This window comes from Kocuria sp. TGY1127_2, assembly GCF_013394385.1.
Taxonomy (GTDB): domain Bacteria; phylum Actinomycetota; class Actinomycetes; order Actinomycetales; family Micrococcaceae; genus Rothia.
In genome coordinates this window covers 2,204,146-2,221,512 of record NZ_AP022834.1, presented here as the reverse complement: position 1 = coordinate 2,221,512, position 17,367 = coordinate 2,204,146, and the positions used below count along the sequence as shown (strand labels likewise).

The 17,367-nt window shown below is 59.8% G+C and carries 16 protein-coding genes and 1 pseudogene; 10 read left to right on the top strand and 7 right to left on the bottom strand.

The window, feature by feature from the left end; genetic code table 11:
* The first annotated feature begins 17 nt into the window (after positions 1 to 17).
* Both sake_RS10015 and sake_RS10010 read left to right on the top strand, forming a co-directional pair.
* On the top strand, positions 18 to 761 hold the full coding sequence (locus tag sake_RS10015; protein ID WP_165001024.1) for a glycosyltransferase family 2 protein: 744 nt from the start codon (positions 18 to 20) through the stop codon (positions 759 to 761).
* A 7-nt stretch (positions 762 to 768) separates the two neighbouring features.
* Positions 769 to 1,932, top strand: a complete 1,164-nt coding sequence (locus tag sake_RS10010) for a glycosyltransferase (RefSeq protein ID WP_243155678.1) — start codon at positions 769 to 771, stop codon at positions 1,930 to 1,932.
* Here the strand turns inward: sake_RS10010 and sake_RS13640 are convergent.
* Entirely contained in the window at positions 1,929 to 2,216 is a 288-nt protein-coding gene (locus sake_RS13640) for a PqqD family protein (protein ID WP_165001023.1), read from the bottom strand. The two genes, sake_RS10010 and sake_RS13640, sit on opposite strands and share 4 nt — an antisense overlap.
* A complete protein-coding gene (locus sake_RS10000; RefSeq protein WP_129360685.1) occupies positions 2,197 to 3,141 on the bottom strand; it encodes a nucleotidyltransferase family protein in 945 nt (314 codons plus the stop codon). Before sake_RS10000 ends, sake_RS13640 begins: the two co-directional genes overlap by 20 nt.
* Positions 3,142 to 3,347: 206 nt before the next feature.
* On the opposite strand from sake_RS10000, the gene sake_RS13470 reads away from it, so the two are divergent.
* A complete protein-coding gene (locus sake_RS13470; RefSeq protein WP_129360684.1) occupies positions 3,348 to 3,911 on the top strand; it encodes a VanZ family protein in 564 nt (187 codons plus the stop codon).
* Positions 3,912 to 3,916: 5 nt separating this feature from the next.
* Here the strand turns inward: sake_RS13470 and sake_RS13465 are convergent.
* Positions 3,917 to 4,136 (bottom strand): annotated as a pseudogene (locus tag sake_RS13465) (sugar phosphate nucleotidyltransferase); the annotation flags it as partial.
* 129 nt (positions 4,137 to 4,265) lie between these two features.
* On the opposite strand from sake_RS13465, the gene rfbB reads away from it, so the two are divergent.
* From rfbB to sufU, 6 genes are all read left to right on the top strand, one after another.
* Positions 4,266 to 5,264 carry a dTDP-glucose 4,6-dehydratase gene (gene rfbB / locus sake_RS09990; RefSeq protein ID WP_129360683.1) on the top strand — a complete coding sequence of 333 codons (999 nt, stop codon included), beginning with the start codon at positions 4,266 to 4,268 and terminating at the stop codon, positions 5,262 to 5,264.
* Positions 5,261 to 6,736, top strand: coding sequence for a dTDP-4-dehydrorhamnose reductase (gene rfbD / locus sake_RS09985; protein WP_178945958.1), 1,476 nt, complete (start codon positions 5,261 to 5,263; stop codon positions 6,734 to 6,736). The genes rfbB and rfbD overlap by 4 nt, the downstream gene beginning before the upstream one ends.
* A gap of 148 nt (positions 6,737 to 6,884) precedes the next feature.
* Positions 6,885 to 7,517 (top strand): 50S ribosomal protein L25/general stress protein Ctc, encoded by a 633-nt coding sequence (locus sake_RS09980; RefSeq protein ID WP_129360681.1) that lies wholly within the window; start codon positions 6,885 to 6,887, stop codon positions 7,515 to 7,517.
* Positions 7,518 to 7,660: 143 nt separating this feature from the next.
* Positions 7,661 to 8,239: an aminoacyl-tRNA hydrolase gene (gene pth / locus sake_RS09975; protein WP_129360680.1), complete on the top strand. Its 579-nt coding sequence runs from the start codon at positions 7,661 to 7,663 to the stop codon at positions 8,237 to 8,239.
* A gap of 53 nt (positions 8,240 to 8,292) precedes the next feature.
* Positions 8,293 to 9,603 carry a SufS family cysteine desulfurase gene (locus tag sake_RS09970; RefSeq protein ID WP_178945957.1) on the top strand — a complete coding sequence of 437 codons (1,311 nt, stop codon included), beginning with the start codon at positions 8,293 to 8,295 and terminating at the stop codon, positions 9,601 to 9,603.
* A gap of 23 nt (positions 9,604 to 9,626) precedes the next feature.
* The gene (gene sufU / locus sake_RS09965; RefSeq protein WP_129360678.1) at positions 9,627 to 10,088 is read left to right on the top strand and encodes a Fe-S cluster assembly sulfur transfer protein SufU; all 462 of its coding nucleotides are present in this window, start codon (positions 9,627 to 9,629) and stop codon (positions 10,086 to 10,088) included.
* 6 nt (positions 10,089 to 10,094) lie between these two features.
* On the opposite strand, the gene nhaA is transcribed toward sufU, so the two are convergent.
* Together nhaA and sake_RS09955 are read right to left on the bottom strand one after the other, a co-directional pair.
* A complete protein-coding gene (nhaA, locus tag sake_RS09960) occupies positions 10,095 to 11,462 on the bottom strand; it encodes a Na+/H+ antiporter NhaA (protein WP_129360677.1) in 1,368 nt (455 codons plus the stop codon).
* 131 nt (positions 11,463 to 11,593) lie between these two features.
* Positions 11,594 to 12,094 (bottom strand): DUF2505 domain-containing protein, encoded by a 501-nt coding sequence (locus sake_RS09955; RefSeq protein ID WP_129360676.1) that lies wholly within the window; start codon positions 12,092 to 12,094, stop codon positions 11,594 to 11,596.
* A 259-nt stretch (positions 12,095 to 12,353) separates the two neighbouring features.
* On the opposite strand from sake_RS09955, the gene mfd reads away from it, so the two are divergent.
* Complete coding sequence (gene mfd, locus sake_RS09950; protein WP_129360675.1) at positions 12,354 to 15,989, top strand: transcription-repair coupling factor; 3,636 nt, start codon at positions 12,354 to 12,356, stop codon at positions 15,987 to 15,989.
* 217 nt (positions 15,990 to 16,206) lie between these two features.
* Here mfd and sake_RS09945 read toward each other — a convergent pair whose 3' ends face one another.
* Both sake_RS09945 and deoC read right to left on the bottom strand, forming a co-directional pair.
* A complete protein-coding gene (locus sake_RS09945; protein WP_129360674.1) occupies positions 16,207 to 16,530 on the bottom strand; it encodes a DUF1772 domain-containing protein in 324 nt (107 codons plus the stop codon).
* A 96-nt stretch (positions 16,531 to 16,626) separates the two neighbouring features.
* The gene (gene deoC / locus sake_RS09940; protein ID WP_129360673.1) at positions 16,627 to 17,301 is read right to left on the bottom strand and encodes a deoxyribose-phosphate aldolase; all 675 of its coding nucleotides are present in this window, start codon (positions 17,299 to 17,301) and stop codon (positions 16,627 to 16,629) included.
* Positions 17,302 to 17,367 lie beyond the last annotated feature (66 nt).

Sequence of the window (17,367 nt, the reverse complement as noted above, 5' to 3'; positions counted from 1 at the left end):
CCTTACAAGGAGAACCTATGAGCTCTTCTCTCGCCGCTTCGGTCGTTATTCCAACCCAGGGTGGAAAAGACCGCCTGCATCACGCCTTGGATGCCTTGAAGAATCAGGCCTATTCGGATTTCGCAGTCATCGTGATCCTCGATGGTGATATCGACGCCACGGAAGAAATTCTTCAAAAATACATCCAGAACGGATTCGACAACCTCAAGTATCACATCTTCAAAACTAACCAGGGACGGTCGAAAGCCCTCAACAAGGGAATTGAACCGGCACCAGGAAGAATCATCATCCGTTGCGACGAAGACCTCGAACCCCGGATAGATTTCATTGAACGGCACGTGGCTGCGCATGGGGATCTGAGAATTCCCTCCGCAGCCGGCCTGACTGCCGATCATTGTCCGGATAGCCCCTCCGCGGCCGCATACGGGAGGGACGCCGACGCGAAGTCGCGGGAATCAGCGCTTCAGCTTCCCGCGTCGGAGCGGTGGAAATGTTGGGTGGCCAATTGCTCGGCTGCACGTGAGGCTTACGACCTTGTCGGAGGATATGACGAGCGCTGTCGCCGGTATGGCCGGGAAGCCTTAGCTCTAGGGTTTCGCCTGACGGGGGTCACGCGCGAACGCCTCGTGGCTGGCGGCGCGGTCGACCGGGTCCTCCCGTTCGTACCCCGGGCGGCGGGAAGAATACTGGTGACATTGTGCGTCGAGACCGCGGGCCTCTCCCGGATTCGGTATCCTGAACGCGCAAGAGAGATCTTCTAGGGGACCGGTGTACAAGATCATCGCCCAAGTGGCCCATTGTCTGACAACCAGGAGCTCGGCCCGGGACTTTCCGATCGCCATAGCCCACGACTACCTGACGCAGCGTGGGGGAGCAGAGCGTGTAGTCCTGGCATTGCACAAAATCTTTCCGGAAGCACCCATATACACAACGCTGTACGATCCCGAAGCCACGTTTCCGGAATTCAAAGAAGCCGACGTCCGCACATCCCCTCTGAACAGAATCAGCTTCCTTCGAAGAAGGCACAGGATCGCACTACCGTTTCTTCCCCTCGCCGCCACGCTGTTCCGGGTGCCCGCCAAGCTGACCATCGCGTCATCGACCGGCTGGGCGCACGGTTTCAACGTGTCCGGAGAGAAGGTGGTTTACTGCCATAGCCCGGCACGTTGGCTTTATCGGAGTGACCAGTACATGGGAGACAGAGCCGCAGGTACTCTGACGGCCCGGGTTCTGGACCTCTTGAAGCCTGCCCTCACGAGGTGGGACCAGTGGGCCGCCACCTCGGATGGTCATCCGTATATTGCCAATTCCACCGTGGTTCAGGAAAGGATCCGGTCCGTCTACGGTCTGGAAGCTCCCATCATCTACCCGCCCCACAGCGTGGACACGAACGCCATCCGCACAAGCATTCCCGGTATCGACTGGGGGAGCGATGAATTCTTCCTCGTGGTCTCGAGGTTGCTTCCTTACAAGAACGTCCAGCACGCCATCGAGGCAGTCCGTGGAACACGGCACCGGCTGGTCGTGATCGGCGCAGGTCCGATGGAAAGCCAACTGCGTGCAACGGCTCCCGAAAACGTTCGCCTGACAAGCAATCTCGATGACGCCCAGATGCGGTGGGCGTACTCGCACTGCTCAGCCGTTCTCGCGGTCCCTTATGAGGATTTCGGCATCACTCCGTTGGAGGGTGCGGCCTACGGAAAACCGACTCTCGCACTGCGGGCCGGTGGTTTTCTGGACACGATCGAACCCGGCGTCACAGGTCAATTCATTGACACACCAGAGCCCGAAGCGATCCGGCGGGCAATGGACAAATTCTCACCCTCCGATTTCGAGCCGACTCGTATCCAGCAACATGCCAGATCCTTCGGTCTGTCCAGGTTCGAGAGGCAACTCAGGGAACTTCTCGACAGGTTCGGCGAGGATTTCTAGCCCCTGGTCACAGGGTGTTGGGTCTCCAGGTAACCTTCATCCACCAGCTTCCGAAAGAGTTTGCCGGCTTCGGAGCGTATCTGTGCGGCGGGCACGGAATAAATGGATGACAGGAAGTCGACCGCCTGGTCCAGGCTCTGCCCATCAGCCCAGCACAGCCACAGGTCTACGGCGGAACCGGAAAGCTGGATCGGTTTCTGTTCCGGGACGCGGGCCAATAGGCAGTAATCGTCAGCCGGTCCGGTAGATCGTACCCAAGCTACGTCAGCCGCGATTCTGACCATTGTCCTCATCCCCCGATCGCTGTCCCCACATCTTCACAAGGCGTTGCACAGCCTCGTTCCCCGCATGACGGTTCCTGGCCATCCATTCCGAAGCGATGTCCAGTCTGGAAGGTTTGTGCCCGAGTCGTATCGCCAAATGGTCTTTGTTCACCATGAGTGCCGATGTCACAACCGCAATCTTGCCGCGCATGGTCCTTGCCGCAGTCCAGCGGGCAACCCATTCGTCGAGCCGGGACCCGCCTTGGGACATGAACTTCCATAGCAGGTAGTCGGGGTGGCTCCGGTACTCCTCGAGCTCTCCTAGAGACGCCGCCAGAGCGACCTCCCCGCGGAGCTGTACAGCACGCCGCCGAATATCTTCCATGTCAGCGTCTGAGAGGATGCTGCGGATATAAGCGGCATCCTGCGTGCCTCGGTAACCGTCCCTGCCCGCATGCAGAAGGATGATCAGCAATTGGTCAAGGTAGGCAGGCACGGTGCACGGAAAATGGGCAATAGGCGCCGTCTGCCGGCCGGCCCACAAAAGGTCGAATCCGTCTTCCGGGGCACGTTGAATTCCCGGAAAATTCCGGTGAATATCCACCGCTCCCCACCAGGAATGACGGTAGGTAGCGGCATGCTGGAAAGCGGAACCTGAGGTGAAGTCCGCTACCCTTTCCCACTTTCGTCTGACCAAGTGGCCGATCAAGTCGTCGACTTGGCTCGGACGAACCAGAATATCCGCATCGGTGCTGAAACGCGACGCCGGGTAAAAACCGTCCAAGGCCGCATAACCTTTGACATGCAGTATGTCGATACCGCATGAGTCCGCAACGGCTTGGAGGCTGGCGTGGGCGAGCTTGATGCGGTCGCCCAGTTCATAAGCGTCCACGAGTCCCCCTTCGTGTTTTCGCTCAATATGTAGAGTCTCGAGAGTTTGTGCCATCGGATCCTGCCTCAGAACCGAAGGTTTGCCCTAGTCATCCTAATAAAGTCCAGTAACGTCATAAGATTCCTTGAGAGTAGCCCCAGTAGTCGCCCTGAAAGTGATTTCGTGCGCTAATTCTACGAAGGCCGGTCGCGTAACATCATGAATAGACCCCAGACCCGCAAATTGGCAGTCACTAATCTAACACTGATGAAGGAAGATACATGTCTGAACCAGTCTTCTTGCCCGGAATTCGTCAGGGCCTTCGGCACACTGGATTGATGCGTCCGCTCCGGAGGTTGGCGGTCACCGTGTTCGCTGTGCTGGTGCTGATCGCGGCAGTGTGCTTCTTCTGGCCGAACGGTGCACATATTGGTCAGATCCTGATCAACATCTGGCTGTTCCTCACCCCGACACCGTGGCTCCGTGAGCACATTTCACCGGCGAGTGTGGAGCAGGGAATGAACGCCATAGTGTTTGTCCCTTTGACGGCGTGCCTCGTATTAGCATTTCCCAGAATCAGAATATGGGTCTGGTGGATTGTCGCAATTTTCGGATCAAGCTTCATCGAAGTCTTTCAGTATGCATTTCTGCCAGGTCGTAAATTCGACCCCATCGACGCAGTGTTCAACTCGGTGGGCGGAATTCTTGGAACCGCGGTGGGTCTGGCGCTCGTCTGGTTAATCCACAAGCTTTGGGCAAGGAATCCCGAGACGATTCAAGCGCAGAGGTCCGGTCCGGCGGACGGGGCCGCCGAAAGCTACGGACCGAGAAACTCGAGGAGATAGTTTCCGTATCTGCGTTCGATGCCGAAGCGCTCGCCGTCCCCAAGAGCCGGCGGAATGGCTCCGTTTCAAGCGGCGTGCTGATGATCAGAACGTCACGGATGCCCGCAAGCATGAGCGTGGACAACGGGGAATAGCTCATCGGCTTGTCATGCACGGGAGTCAGCTGCTTGCTGATACCGAGTGGGATCGGGTGAAGCCAGCTTCCCGTCTTCCGGCACGAATAATGCCTTTCGCGGTGTCCCTTCGTCAGCTGCGGCAGGCGCGGGGCTCGTTTCCCAGCGAGTTCTCGTCAACCGAAGACAACATATCCGCAGCTGATAAGGACAAACCACGTTCTGTCTTAGAATCTTGCCCATGGGAAAAATTCTGGTCACTGGGGGAGCCGGTTTCATCGGCTCGAATTTCGTTCATCATTTGGTCAAATGCACTGACCACAGCGTTATAGTCCTGGACAAGATGACGTATGCGGCCAACGAGGCTTCGCTTTCCGGTTTGCCTGAAGACCGCGTAGAACTCGTGCGTGGAGATATCGCCGACGCCGAGGTTGTGGGGGACCTCGTCGGGGCCGTCGACGCCGTGGTGCATTATGCCGCGGAATCCCACAACGACAATTCCTTGAAAGACCCGATGCCTTTTGTCCGAACGAATGTGCTCGGGACCTTCACGCTCCTGGAGGCAGTACGCCGTCACCGCGTGCGATTCCACCACATTTCAACCGACGAGGTCTTCGGTGATCTCGAATTGGACGATCCCGCCAAATTCACGGAATCGACTCCGTACAATCCTTCGTCTCCGTATTCATCGACCAAAGCCGGTTCGGACCTATTGGTCAGGGCCTGGGTGAGATCCTTCGGCATCGAAGCCACGATCAGCAACTGTTCCAATAACTACGGGCCGTATCAGCACATCGAGAAGTTCATCCCACGTCAAATCACGAGCATTCTGTCCGGGCGTCGGCCAAAGCTTTATGGCGAGGGCCTCAACGTCCGCGATTGGATACATTCGTCGGATCATTCCTCGGCTGTGGAGTTGATCCTGAACAAAGGGGAAATTGGCCGGACCTACCTCATCGGTGCTGATGGAGAGCGGAGCAACCTGACGGTCATGCGGACCATCTTGAGACTCCTCGGCCGACCCGAAGACGAATTCGACCATGTCAGAGACAGGGCAGGTCACGACCTCCGGTACGCGATCGACGGATCGCCCCTACGACAGGAGCTGGGATGGTCGCCCCAATACGCGGATTTCGAGTCGGGCCTTGCGGACACGATCCGCTGGTACGAGGAGAATCGGACCTGGTGGATTGACGACAAAGAGACCGTTGAGCGTCAGTATGCCGAGGCGGGACCGTGAATCAGCCCAAAGACCTCACCGTGACGAAGACACCGATTCCTGGATTGCTCCTCGTCGATCTTCCGGTCCACGGGGACGCCCGGGGCTGGTTCAAGGAAAACTGGCAGCGGCAGAAAATGATCGCAGCAGGTCTGCCCGACTTCGGGCCGGTCCAGAACAACATCTCCTTCAACGCTGCCCGCGGAACGACCCGTGGAATCCACGCAGAGCCTTGGGACAAATTCGTCTCGGTGGCAACGGGATCGATTTTCGGCGCCTGGGTAGACCTGCGCGAGGGCCCCTCGTTCGGAATGACGTTCACCATCGAATTGGATCCCTCGAGAGCGGTATTCGTGCCACGAGGTGTTGGGAATGCTTTCCAATCTCTGCTGGAGAACACGGCCTACACGTATCTGGTCAACGATCACTGGTCGGCTGAGTCTCAGGAAGAATACTCTTTCCTCAATGCGGCCGATGAGACCGCCGCGATCGATTGGCCGATCCCATTGGACCAGGCCGAGCTTTCGGGCAAGGACCGCGCGCATCCGCGTCTCGGAGAGATCACCCCGGTGGGGCCCGCGCCGTACCTGATAACGGGTGCCACGGGGCAACTGGGCCGTGCGCTCCAAAAGATCATGAATGACCGTGGCATTGCATATGAGGCGGTTGGACGGGACCGGCTCGACCTCGCACGGCCTGATCAATGGGTCGACGTCTTCCATTGGCGGGGATATCGGGGAATCATCAACGCGGCGGCTTACACCGCGGTCGATGCCGCCGAAACCCCGGAAGGCCGGACCCAGGCATGGGCCACCAACGCTTCCGGCGTCGGAGCCCTCGCGCGCGTGGCCGGGGAAGCAGACATTCCGCTCGTGCAGGTGTCTACGGACTACGTCTTCGACGGTAGCAAGCCTCGAGGAGAGGTCTACCGGACGGCGGACCCTTTGGCTCCGCTGTCCGTCTATGGGCAATCGAAAGCGGCTGGAGAAGTGGCCGCAGCGACGGCCCCCCGGCATTACATTGTGCGAACGAGCTGGGTCATCGGAGAAGGCAAGAATTTTGTCGAAACCATGCGCTCCTTGGCCGAGCGGGGTATCGGCCCGAACGTTGTCGCAGACCAATATGGAAGACCGACGTTCGCCGCGGATCTGGCCGAGGGGATCCTGCATCTGCTGGACATCGATGCCGAGTACGGCGTTTACCACTTCTCCAATTCCGGCGATGCGATCAGCTGGGCCGATCTCGCCGCAGACGTCTTTGAGCTGACGGGACATGATCGAGGTCAGGTCGCTCCCACGACCACGGCCGCCTACTTCGCTGAGGAGCCAACGCATGCGCCGCGTCCCGGGAATTCGGCATTGGATCTCTCGGTCCTCGAAGCGACCGGGTACTCGCCCCGCGATCACCGCTTAGCCCTCCGGGAGTACCTCGGCCGCGGTGAGGAGGGCCGCGATGAGGTTGCACCAGGCGTTCGGGCACCGCATAATAGATAGGTATGCCAAGGCGAGGGAGGGGCAATCCTCCGTAATCGACGATGGCTGGTCAGCGAAACACCGTGGGCAATTGCCCGTATGGAACCGCGCCAGTTCGAATCAACTTGGCGCACTGAAGAACTAGTTCCGATACGAAAGGTGGTTCAGCATGGCTGACCGCACAAAGATCTCCGCGGAATCCCGCGACGAATTCGGTAAGGGCGCGGCCCGCCGCATCCGTCGCGCGGACAAGATTCCCGCCGTGATCTACGGACACGGCGAAGATCCCATCCACATCGTTCTCCCGGGTCACGCCACCATGATGGCCGCTCGTAACCCCAATGCTGTTTTGTCCCTGGACATCGAAGGCAAGAGCCACTTGGCCATGATCAAGGACATCCAGCGTCACTCGATCCGTCCCGAGATCTACCACGTTGACCTCTTGACGGTTCGCCGCGGCGAGCGCGTCGAGGTTGAAATCCCGGTTACCGTCGAGGGTGAGGTTGCCCCCGGTAACCTGTGGACCCAGCCCGAGCAGGTCGTCGTCGTCGACGCCGACGCTTTGGACGTTCCCGAGGAAGTCCTCGTTGACCTCGCCGGCCGTGGCGATGGCGAGCACGTCACTGCAGCGGACCTCGAGCTGCCCGAGGGCGTCAACCTTGTGTCCGAGGAAGACCTCATCATTGTGAACATCTCCGAAGAGGTCGAGCAGGACCTTGGCGAAGAGCCCGAGGAAGGGGCCGAAGCCGAAGAAGGCGAAGGTTCCTCCGAGGAGGAATCCTCCGAGGAGGACAGCGAGTAATACTCGTCCTGTCGAAAGGAAAGGCCCGTCGATTGAAATCGGCGGGCCTTTCCCTTGCCTGCCGGTACGAAGAGGTGCTCGGGCGGGTAAGAATGGAAAGAGAATCGTCGACGCCGGGTGGTTCGGACTGAAGGAGGAATAGCGTGGCTGAAACTTGGTTGGTCGTGGGACTCGGAAATCCCGGTCCCCAATACGCCAACACGCGTCACAATGTCGGTCAAATGGTCGTGGACACCCTCGCTCGAAGCATGGGAGCGACTTTCAAGAGACACAAAGCATCCGCCGTGGTGGTCGAAGGACGTTTGGGAATCGGCGGACCGCGTGTGGTGCTGGCCAAGTCCACGGGCTACATGAATACCTCCGGTGGCCCGACCTCTGCGCTCGCGAAATTCTACGACGTCGATCCGGATCACGTGATCGCCGTGCATGATGAGATCGATATTCCGTTCGACACCATCAAATTGAAAAAGGGCGGGGGAGAAGGCGGCCACAACGGGCTGCGCGACATCACCAAGGCGTTGGGGACCAAGGATTATGTGCGGGTGAGGGTCGGCGTCGGCCGGCCACCCGGACGCATGGACACGGCCGACTATGTTTTGAAGCATTTCGCCTCCTCCGAGACCAAGCAACTCCCGCTGCTCCTGGAAGATTCGGCGGATGCCGTCGAAATGGTCATGACGCAGGGGCTTGCCGAAGCGCAACAGAAATTCCATGCACGTTAAGCCGAAAGGCAGCCCCGCTGATATGCGGGTCGGCGGGTCCTAGGATGGAAATCATGAGTAATTCGACCCATCGGAATTCTCCTGCAGCCACAGGTCCACTCGATGATGCCAAAGTCGAGCGATTGATCCGAGACTTTCCCATTCTCTCCCACGAAGTGGACGGGAACCACCTGGTTTACCTCGACACGGGGGCGACGAGCCAGAATCCGGTTCAGGTGCTTGATGCGGAGCGGGACTACTACGAGCAGCAGAACTCGGCCGTGCACCGTGGGGCCCACAGCCTCGCCGTCAGCGCGACCGATGCTTTCGAGGAATCGCGACGCGTCGTCGCCCAATTCGTTGGTGCGGACGAGAACGAATTGGTATGGACCTCCAACGCGACCGAGGCGCTCAACCTCGTCGCCTACTCTTTCTCCAACGCCTCGGCTGGGCTGGGAAAGCCTGAGTCGGAGCGCTTTGCGCTGGGGCCTGGGGACGAGATCGTGACGACCGAGATCGAACATCACGCGAACCTCATTCCTTGGCAGCAACTGGCCGCCCGGACCGGTGCAACGCTGCGCTATATCCCGCTCAACGACCAGGGGCTGCTCGACGAAGAAGCCGCGGAAAGCATCGTCGGGCCCAAAACGCGGGTCCTTGTTTTCACTCACGTGTCCAATGTGTTGGGGTCTATCACGGATGTGCCACGGTTAGTCGCCCTGGCAAAGAAGCACGACGCGGTGACCGTTCTGGACGCTTGTCAGTCGGTTCCTCACATGCCCGTTGACTTTGTGGAATTGGGCGTCGATTTTGCGGCCTTCTCGGGTCACAAGATGCTGGGACCAACCGGCATCGGGGCGCTCTACGGGCGCCACGAACTCCTCAAAGCCATGCCGCCGTTCCTCACCGGTGGTTCCATGATCACCAAGGTCACCATGGACGCGGCACAGTTCATGGAACCACCCATGCGTTTCGAAGCCGGAACGCAACGTGTATCCCAAACGGTCGCTCTCGCTGAGGCGGTGCGATATCTCGATGCGATCGGGATGGAGAACGTTCACGCGTGGGAAGCTCAGCTCGGCCGTCGCCTCGCCCAAGGGGTCTCCGAGATCGATGGCGTTCGCCTGCTCGGTCCTGCGCCTGGACGCGAAAGAGCGGGGTTGGTTTCGGTCCACGTCGAGGGAGTTCACCCGCACGACGTCGGGCAGTTGCTGGATACCCGGTCAATAGCGGTACGGGTGGGTCACCATTGCGCCCAACCGCTGCATCGTCGCCTCGGCATCAACGCCTCTACCCGGGCCAGCGCGTACATCTACAACACCACCGATGACGTGGACCGTTTCCTCGAGGGATTGAGCGGCGTCCGCGGATTCTTCGGTCTCTGAGAAAGCACAGGAAGTAATTACTCATGAGCGACCTCGACCAGCTGTATCAGCAGATCATCCTGGATCATTCCCGCAAGCGCTCGGGGGAAGGACTGCCGGCTTCGCAGACGAAACACTCTGCCGAGAACCACCAGTACAATCCGACGTGCGGCGACGAAATCAAGGTGCGCATTTCGCTCGACGAACGCGGTCGTCGAATCGACGCTCTGTCCTGGGAAGGAGACGGGTGTTCCATTTCGATGGCCGCCGCATCCGTCCTGTCCGAGATGGCCCCCGGTATGACCACCGATGAGTTCTACAGAATGGTCGACGAATTTCGCGAGATGCTCCGTTCGCGCGGCAGCGTCGAACCGGACGAAGAAACCCTGGGCGACGCCGCTGCGTTCGCGGGGGTCTCCAAATTCGTAGCCCGCGTCAAGTGCGCAATGCTTTCATGGGTAGCGGCCGAAGAAGCCGCAAAAGAAGCGGTTGTCTCCGAGGCCTGACCGGTTTCACGAGCGAGGTCGCGAATCCGTCGAGTCGGGATCGTCCTGGGCCAGGGCCTCCGTTGCCTCGGCCGCATCCGGCTCGTCGCCATCATACGTGTCCACCGGGATTCCTTGTGCGCGAAGCCGCTTGTAGTGGGTATTGCGAATTCCCAACAGAATGCCGCCAAGAATTGCGGAGAGAAGCGAACCGGTCAGCACACCGACCTTGGCATGGTCGTCATGGATGGTTCCCAGGCCGAAGCTCAGTTCGGCGACGAGCAACGCAACGGTGAAACCGATACCGCCCATCATCGCGAGACCGAAGACATCCACCCATTTCATGTCCTCGTCGATCTCGGCCCTTGAAATATGCGTCAGAATCCATGTCGACCCGAAGATTCCGATGGTCTTGCCCAGAACGAGACCGACGACGACGCCGATGGCCACCGGATCCGAGAAGGCGTCGACGATTCCGGACCAGCCGCCCACGGCTACACCGGAAGCGAAGAAAGCGAAAACAGGTATCGCGATGCCATTGGACAGCGGCGCGAAACGGTGCGAAAGACGCGGTGCCAGACCGACCGGGGCTTCTCCCGCACGAGGTTTGGAGCGACGCAGAACGGGAACCATGAAGCCCAGCACGACACCAGCGATCGTAGCGTGAATACCCGCCGAGTAAATGAGGATCCAGGTCAGGACACCGATGGGTAACAGGATGACCCAGGCGCCCCAAGCGCTGTGGGCAAAGAACCGGGGCCACTTGTGGGTCAGAATCCAGAAAAGTACGGCGGGGAGGACAGCCAGGGCCAAGAAGAGGAAATTGACGCCTTCCGAGTAGACGAATGCGATGATCACGATCGCGATCAGGTCGTCGACGACAGCAAGTGTCAGCAGGAAGGTTCGCATCGCCGTCGGAAGTGCGGAGCCGACCACGGCGAGCACCGATACGGCGAAAGCGATGTCGGTGGCCGTGGGGGTGGCCCATCCGCGCAAGGTCGCAGCGTCTCCCCAGACCAGGTTGATCACGGCATAAATGATCGCCGGCATGGCCACGCCGCCGAACGCAGCGACCACGGGCACGACGGCCTTCTTGATGCGTCGGAGCTCACCATCGACGAATTCGGACTTGAGCTCGAGTCCGGTCATGAAGAAGAACACGGCCAGGAGGCCTTCGGAAGCCCACTCGCCGACCGTGTGAAAGGCGCTGTCGACACCGGCAATGCCGAGGTGCGCGTCGCGGAGACCGAAATATCCGTCGGACAGTGCCGTATTGGCGAAGAGCAAGCCGAGAACCATCGCGGCGATCATTAGAAGGCCACCAGTGTTGCCCTCACGCAGTTTCATACCGAATTTGCTCTGGTGATAGCCCTCTTGCGCGAGTGTCGTCGTCATTTCTTCCTCATGGTGCGATCTTGGCGGTCCTTACTTACGCTAGCGGCGCCTTCCGGGCACTGCCGAATTCAGCCGAAGATGAAGACGTGCACGCTGGACGGAAGACGCCGCTGTATCACCGCGAGACGGGGCTAGCTGTGGTTCTTGATCCAGGCTTCGGCGGTCGTGCTCTGCAAGGAAAGCGCCTTGCCGATGTACGGTTCGGCGGCGGCGGAAATTTTCTTGCCGACCAACGGGATATTTGCTTTGACATCGCCCTCGACCTCGACAACGGTCTGTTCGCCCTGGGACTTCAGATCCTGGTGAGCCGTCGCAGAGACCGGGAGGCCTGCGACGTCGATCTTGGTCTCGACCGTGCGCGAGCCGTCCTCTCGAGGGGCGCTGTATTCATCCACCTGAGTCAACTTGACGCCGTTGCTCACGAACTTCTGAGCGACGCTGGGAACTTTGTCCGCGCCGACGCCGCGCACGGTGGTCACGGTGAACGGGCCCGAGGTCTCCCCGTCAACGGAAAGGCTCTGGAACTCGACTCCGGCCTTCTGCGCTACGTGTCGCGCAAAGTCTTCCGAGCTGAAGGCTTCGATGACACGGTCGATCGAAGCGTTGATGGTGTGTGATTCCTTCATAGCCATGAATAACTCAATTCAGTTCGGTGAACACATTCAGGGCTCAGTCTAGCGGGAAGAACGCGGCCGAACCCGGGCCGAGCGTTGCCGGGCGGTTAAGCCTGGAGCAAGGGCCCGTGGAGCGGGATCGGCGACGGGCGTAATGTAGGGTTCGTTCGGTTCCATGCCGAGCGTCGCCCGTACGTCTCGAAAGAATTCGGGCGCTTTTCCGCGTGCCCAAAACTGGGTGCAATCCCAGACCCCGACCATTCAAGGATCGCGTTTTATGAGCCTCATCGGGTTGCGAAAAGCCCTCGACAAGGAACCGACTTTCGCCAATGTTCTGGCTCAGGCGTCTCGAGCGTCCGCCGAGCGTTCCTCGGAGACCGTGATCGGTGCCGCGGAGGGGCTCCGCGCGCCGCTTGTGGCACAAATCACTGATGGGCTGGGCGTGGCGGCCGAACAGGGCCTGATCGGGGAAACGGATCAGCACGCACCTGTGGTCCTGGCGATCACCGCCACCGATCGTGAAGCCGAGGACCTCGAAGGGGTCTTGGGATCCTACCTCGATCAAGGCAGCGTGACACGTTTCCCGGCGTGGGAGACGTTGCCTCACGAAAGGCTGTCGCCGCGCTCGGACACGGTGGGACAGCGTTTGGCCGTGCTACGCAGGATCTCCGAAGTCCAGGACGAGGTGCGCGTGGTCATCGCACCCATCCGTTCCGTTCTTCAGCCTATTTCTGCAAGTTTGGAGTCCATGAAGCCCGTGCGCCTGGGGGTGGGCGAAGAACATGACTTCGAAGAGACAGTCGAGGCACTGGCCGCAGCGGCGTATTCGCGTGTGGACCTTGTGACCAAGCGCGGTGAATTCGCGGTTCGCGGAGGGATTCTGGATGTTTTCTCTCCCATCGAGGATCATCCGGTCCGCATCGACTTTTTCGGCGACGAGATCGACCAGATGAAGTGGTTCGCCATCGCCGACCAGCGCACGTTCACCCCCAAAGACGGGGAAGACCCGAAGGAGCTGATCGCCCCGCCGTGCCGAGAAATCCTGATCACCCCCAACGTCATGTCTCGGGCCGCGACATTGAAGAATACGCTGCCGGGCGCCGAGTCCATGTTGGAGAGAATCGCGGGCGGAATCTACGTGGAGGGTATGGAGTCCCTGGCGCCGCTCCTCGTGGACGAGATGACGACTCTGATCGCCTCCTTGCCGAAAGATTCGATGACAGTTCTTCTGGAGCCGGAAAAGGTTCGTGCGCGTGCCGCCGACCTCGTCGCCACGAATGAGGAATTCCTTCTCGCCGCATGGGAGCAGGCCTCCAACGGGCAACAGGCTCCCATTGACATCAATGAGACGGGCTTGGCCCAGGCCAGTTTCACGTCGGTCTCGGATGCACGAAGCGAAGCTCTGGACTTGGGGCACGGCTGGTGGTCCATCACGTCGTTGGGGGTAGACGAAGCCATCGAGGACGAGGCCGACAGCCTGACGATTTCGGTTCGGGCACCTTTGACCTTCGCGGGGAACGTGGATGCGATGCTCGATGTCGTAGGCGACCACGTGCGCAACGGGTGGCAGGTCGTGGCGGTTACGGACGGTCCAGGCCCGTTGAATCGGCTGACCGAATTGTTCCAGGGCGCCGATCTGCCTGCCGCTCGACGTGCGGACCTCGACGAGGAGCCGCAGCCGGGCATCATCGAACTCACGACCTCGCCTCACGGAACCGGATTCGTCCTCGAGGAAGCGAAGATTGCTCTCCTGACGGAATCCGACGTCCTCGGCAAGGCCAGCCCCTATACGACGCGTGACATGAGGAAACTCCCCGCTCGGCGCCGTCGCAACGCGGTGGACCCGCTCGCGCTCAAGCCCGGGGACTACGTTGTTCACGAGCAGCACGGTATTGGGCAGTTCGTCGAGCTGATTCAGCGGCCCATTGCTGGGGCCATGGTCAAGCCTGGCCAGCCGAAGCCGATGAAGGAGTACTTGGTTCTCGAGTACGCTTCGTCCAAGCGTGGGGCGCCGCGGGACCGGCTTTTCGTTCCGACGGATCAATTGGACCAGGTCACCAACTATGTCGGCGGTGATGCACCCACGCTGTCCAAGATGGGCGGCTCCGACTGGGCGAAGACAAAGTCCCGGGCCCGAAAAGCTGTCAAAGAGATCGCTGCCGACCTCATCCGCCTGTATTCGGCACGCATGGCTTCACGCGGCCACGCCTTTGCTCCGGATACCCCTTGGCAGCGGGAACTGGAAGAGGCCTTCCCGTACGTGGAGACCCCCGACCAGCTGACGACGATCAACGAGGTCAAGGCCGACATGGAGCGGGAAATCCCGATGGACCGGTTGATTTCGGGCGATGTCGGGTACGGCAAAACCGAGGTTGCCGTGCGGGCCGCATTCAAGGCCGTTCAGGACGGCAAACAGGTAGCAATCCTCGTGCCGACGACTCTGCTGGCTCAACAGCATTCCGAGACATTCACCGAACGCTTCAGTGGGTTCCCCGTCCGGGTCGCGACTCTTTCGCGCTTCCAGACCCCCAAAGAATCCAAGGCGGTCGAGTCCGGAATTACCGACGGAACCATAGACGTCGTCATCGGTACACACCGGCTGCTTTCTTCGGATATCACTTTCAAAGACCTCGGTCTGGTGATCATCGATGAAGAGCAGCGCTTCGGAGTCGAGCACAAGGAAAAACTGAAGACCTTGCGGACCAACGTTGACGTGTTGGCCATGTCCGCGACGCCGATTCCCCGAACGCTAGAGATGTCGCTGACCGGTATCCGAGAGACTTCAACGTTGGCAACGCCTCCCGAGGAAAGGCATCCAGTCCTTACTTTCGTGGGCCCGCATACCGAAAAGCAGGTCGCGGCGGCAGTGCGTCGTGAGCTGATGCGGGAGGGCCAGGTCTTCTACGTCCACAACAGGGTCTCCTCGATCGATCGGGTCGCTTCCGACCTGCAAAAACTTGTTCCGGAAGCCCGCATCGCCGTGGCTCACGGACAGATGAGCGAAGCCCGACTCGAACAGATCATCGTCGATTTCTGGGAGAAGCGATTCGACGTGCTGGTATGCACCACGATCGTTGAGACTGGTCTGGATATTTCCAACGCCAACACGCTGATTGTCGACCGGGCCAACAATTATGGACTTTCGCAACTTCATCAGCTCCGTGGGCGAGTTGGCCGAGGGCGCGAACGTGCTTATGCCTATTTCTTGTATCCTCTCGAGAAGCCGCTGGGTGAGGTCGCCCTGGAACGGCTCAAGGCCGTGGCGGCGCATAACGAGCTCGGTGCAGGTATGCAACTGGCTATGAAGGATCTGGAAATCCGTGGTGCCGGTAACCTTCTCGGCGGCGAGCAGTCCGGGCATATCGCGGGAGTGGGTTTTGACCTGTATCTGCGTTTGGTGGGCGAGGCCGTCGCCGATTACCGAGGCGAGGAGCAGGAGGAGGCTCCTGCCGAGATGAAGATCGAGCTCCCCGTGGATGCTCATCTCCCACACGATTACGTTCCGGGGGAGCGGCTCCGGTTGGAGGCATACCGCAACCTGGCAGCCGCGGCGAGTGACGAAGCCGTTGACGAGGTCGGAGCTGAACTGCGTGACCGATATGGTGAATTGCCGCAACCGGCCGAGAACCTCCTCAAGATTGCGCGACTGCGCATCAAGGCGAGGTCGGTGGGGCTCACCGAAATCATGGCCATGGGACCGAAGATTCGGTTCTACCCGGTGGATTTGGCCGAATCCCGTGAGATGCGCTTGAACCGCATGTACCCGAACTCGCTCATCAAGGTCGTGCAAGGTACCGAGCAGAAGCAAATACTGGTCCCTAAGCCGAAGTCCGCGCCTGTGGGCGGCAAAGACCTGGTCGACGACCAGATCCTTGAGTGGGTCGAAGGATTCATCGACGCGATTCTGAGCTAACGGCGGACCGCGGAGTTCAGCCCATACCGATCAATGGGACCGAAGATTCGGTTCTGAGCCGGCGGAGAGCCACTTGAGGTGAAGGCTTCGACATCGCATTTCGGCCGTCCTCAATGAAAAGCCACGATGGATGCTGACCCGTCCAGGTCGGTATCCATCGTGGCTTGGTCCATTCCTCAACGACGTTGCGGGTCGGAGGGAGTGCTTTCCGCAGAGCCTAGAGCTGAGTCAACTCTTTGCCCCCGGGGGAATCCTTGGCGGTTTTGCCCCGAAGGATGTTGAGGGGCACCATGAAGGTCAATCCGTACAGGACGATCGCGATCGCGAAAGGCAACCATGCCTTGGAATCGGAGATCCACAGGCCGAAGCAATAGAAGGACGCGATCAGTAGGATCATGCAGAAGATGAAGGTCAATAGGTTGCTGACCGTATGGCCTTCTCCGGAATGGCTCCGGACCTTCTGGTTTGACGGGTACGCCTCCGAATTCTGCGCGTAGTCGGCTGCCCCTTCCCTGAACGCCGATTCTTCTCCGTGGGTCATGCGATCCTCATTCCTCAAGGTTGGTCACTCAAACATCACTTGGGGTGATGCAGAGTCGATAACGAGTCTTCTCCAGTATAAGAGCTGTCCGGCCGTTTAGCCCGCCCCGATGATTTCGATGCCCTTCGACGCCCCTATCCGGTTTGCGCCGGCCCCAATCATGGCCAGCGCGTCCTCCCGGGTTCGGATACCTCCGGACGCCTTGACTCCGATGTCCGGGCCGACGGTCTTCCTCATGAGCTTGACGTCCTCAGCAGTGGCTCCACCGGTCGAAAAACCCGTGGACGTTTTGACGAAGTCCGCCCCTGCGGCCACGGCCGCCTTGCAGGCGAGGACTTTCTGGGAGTCGTCGAGAAGGCAGGTCTCGATAATGACTTTGAGCAACCCCTCGCGTTCGTGCACGGCGTCCGCCACGGCCTTGATATCCGCTGTCAGTGCTTCCTCGTCCGACTCCAGGGCAGCCGCGATATTAATCACCATGTCGATCTCGCGTGCCCCGTCCGCCAAAGCGGTGGCGGCCTCGAAAACCTTGGTGTCAGTGCTGGTTGCACCAAGAGGGAAACCGACGACCGCGCAGGCAACAGCCGCGCTGCCTTCAAGCTCCTGCGCGACCACCTTGGCCCATACCGGGTTCACGCATACGGACGCGAAACCATGATCGCGAGCTTCCTGGCACAGACGCAACACGTCCGCCGTGCGAGCATTCGGCGCCAGAATGGTGTGGTCGATCATGCCCGCAAGATTCTCGGGAATGTTATTGGTTTCGGTCATGAGTGCTCCATCTTCAAAGAGTCGGTGCCCCGGAAACGGGGCGAAAAATAATGCCCAGGGAGAATC

What these genes read in the sequence shown, in the direction of transcription:
- sake_RS09970 (WP_178945957.1), top strand. Translation starts at nt 8,293, where the DNA reads ATGAGTAATTCGACCCATCGGAATTCTCCTGCAGCCACAGGTCCACTC.
- sake_RS10000 (WP_129360685.1), bottom strand. Translation starts at nt 3,141, where the DNA reads ATGGCACAAACTCTCGAGACTCTACATATTGAGCGAAAACACGAAGGG.
- sufU (WP_129360678.1), top strand. Translation starts at nt 9,627, where the DNA reads ATGAGCGACCTCGACCAGCTGTATCAGCAGATCATCCTGGATCATTCC.
- sake_RS13640 (WP_165001023.1), bottom strand. Translation starts at nt 2,216, where the DNA reads ATGGTCAGAATCGCGGCTGACGTAGCTTGGGTACGATCTACCGGACCG.
- nhaA (WP_129360677.1), bottom strand. Translation starts at nt 11,462, where the DNA reads ATGACGACGACACTCGCGCAAGAGGGCTATCACCAGAGCAAATTCGGT.
- mfd (WP_129360675.1), top strand. Translation starts at nt 12,354, where the DNA reads ATGAGCCTCATCGGGTTGCGAAAAGCCCTCGACAAGGAACCGACTTTC.
- sake_RS09945 (WP_129360674.1), bottom strand. Translation starts at nt 16,530, where the DNA reads ATGACCCACGGAGAAGAATCGGCGTTCAGGGAAGGGGCAGCCGACTAC.
- deoC (WP_129360673.1), bottom strand. Translation starts at nt 17,301, where the DNA reads ATGACCGAAACCAATAACATTCCCGAGAATCTTGCGGGCATGATCGAC.
- sake_RS10015 (WP_165001024.1), top strand. Translation starts at nt 18, where the DNA reads ATGAGCTCTTCTCTCGCCGCTTCGGTCGTTATTCCAACCCAGGGTGGA.
- rfbB (WP_129360683.1), top strand. Translation starts at nt 4,266, where the DNA reads ATGGGAAAAATTCTGGTCACTGGGGGAGCCGGTTTCATCGGCTCGAAT.
- sake_RS09955 (WP_129360676.1), bottom strand. Translation starts at nt 12,094, where the DNA reads ATGGCTATGAAGGAATCACACACCATCAACGCTTCGATCGACCGTGTC.
- sake_RS09980 (WP_129360681.1), top strand. Translation starts at nt 6,885, where the DNA reads ATGGCTGACCGCACAAAGATCTCCGCGGAATCCCGCGACGAATTCGGT.
- sake_RS13470 (WP_129360684.1), top strand. Translation starts at nt 3,348, where the DNA reads ATGTCTGAACCAGTCTTCTTGCCCGGAATTCGTCAGGGCCTTCGGCAC.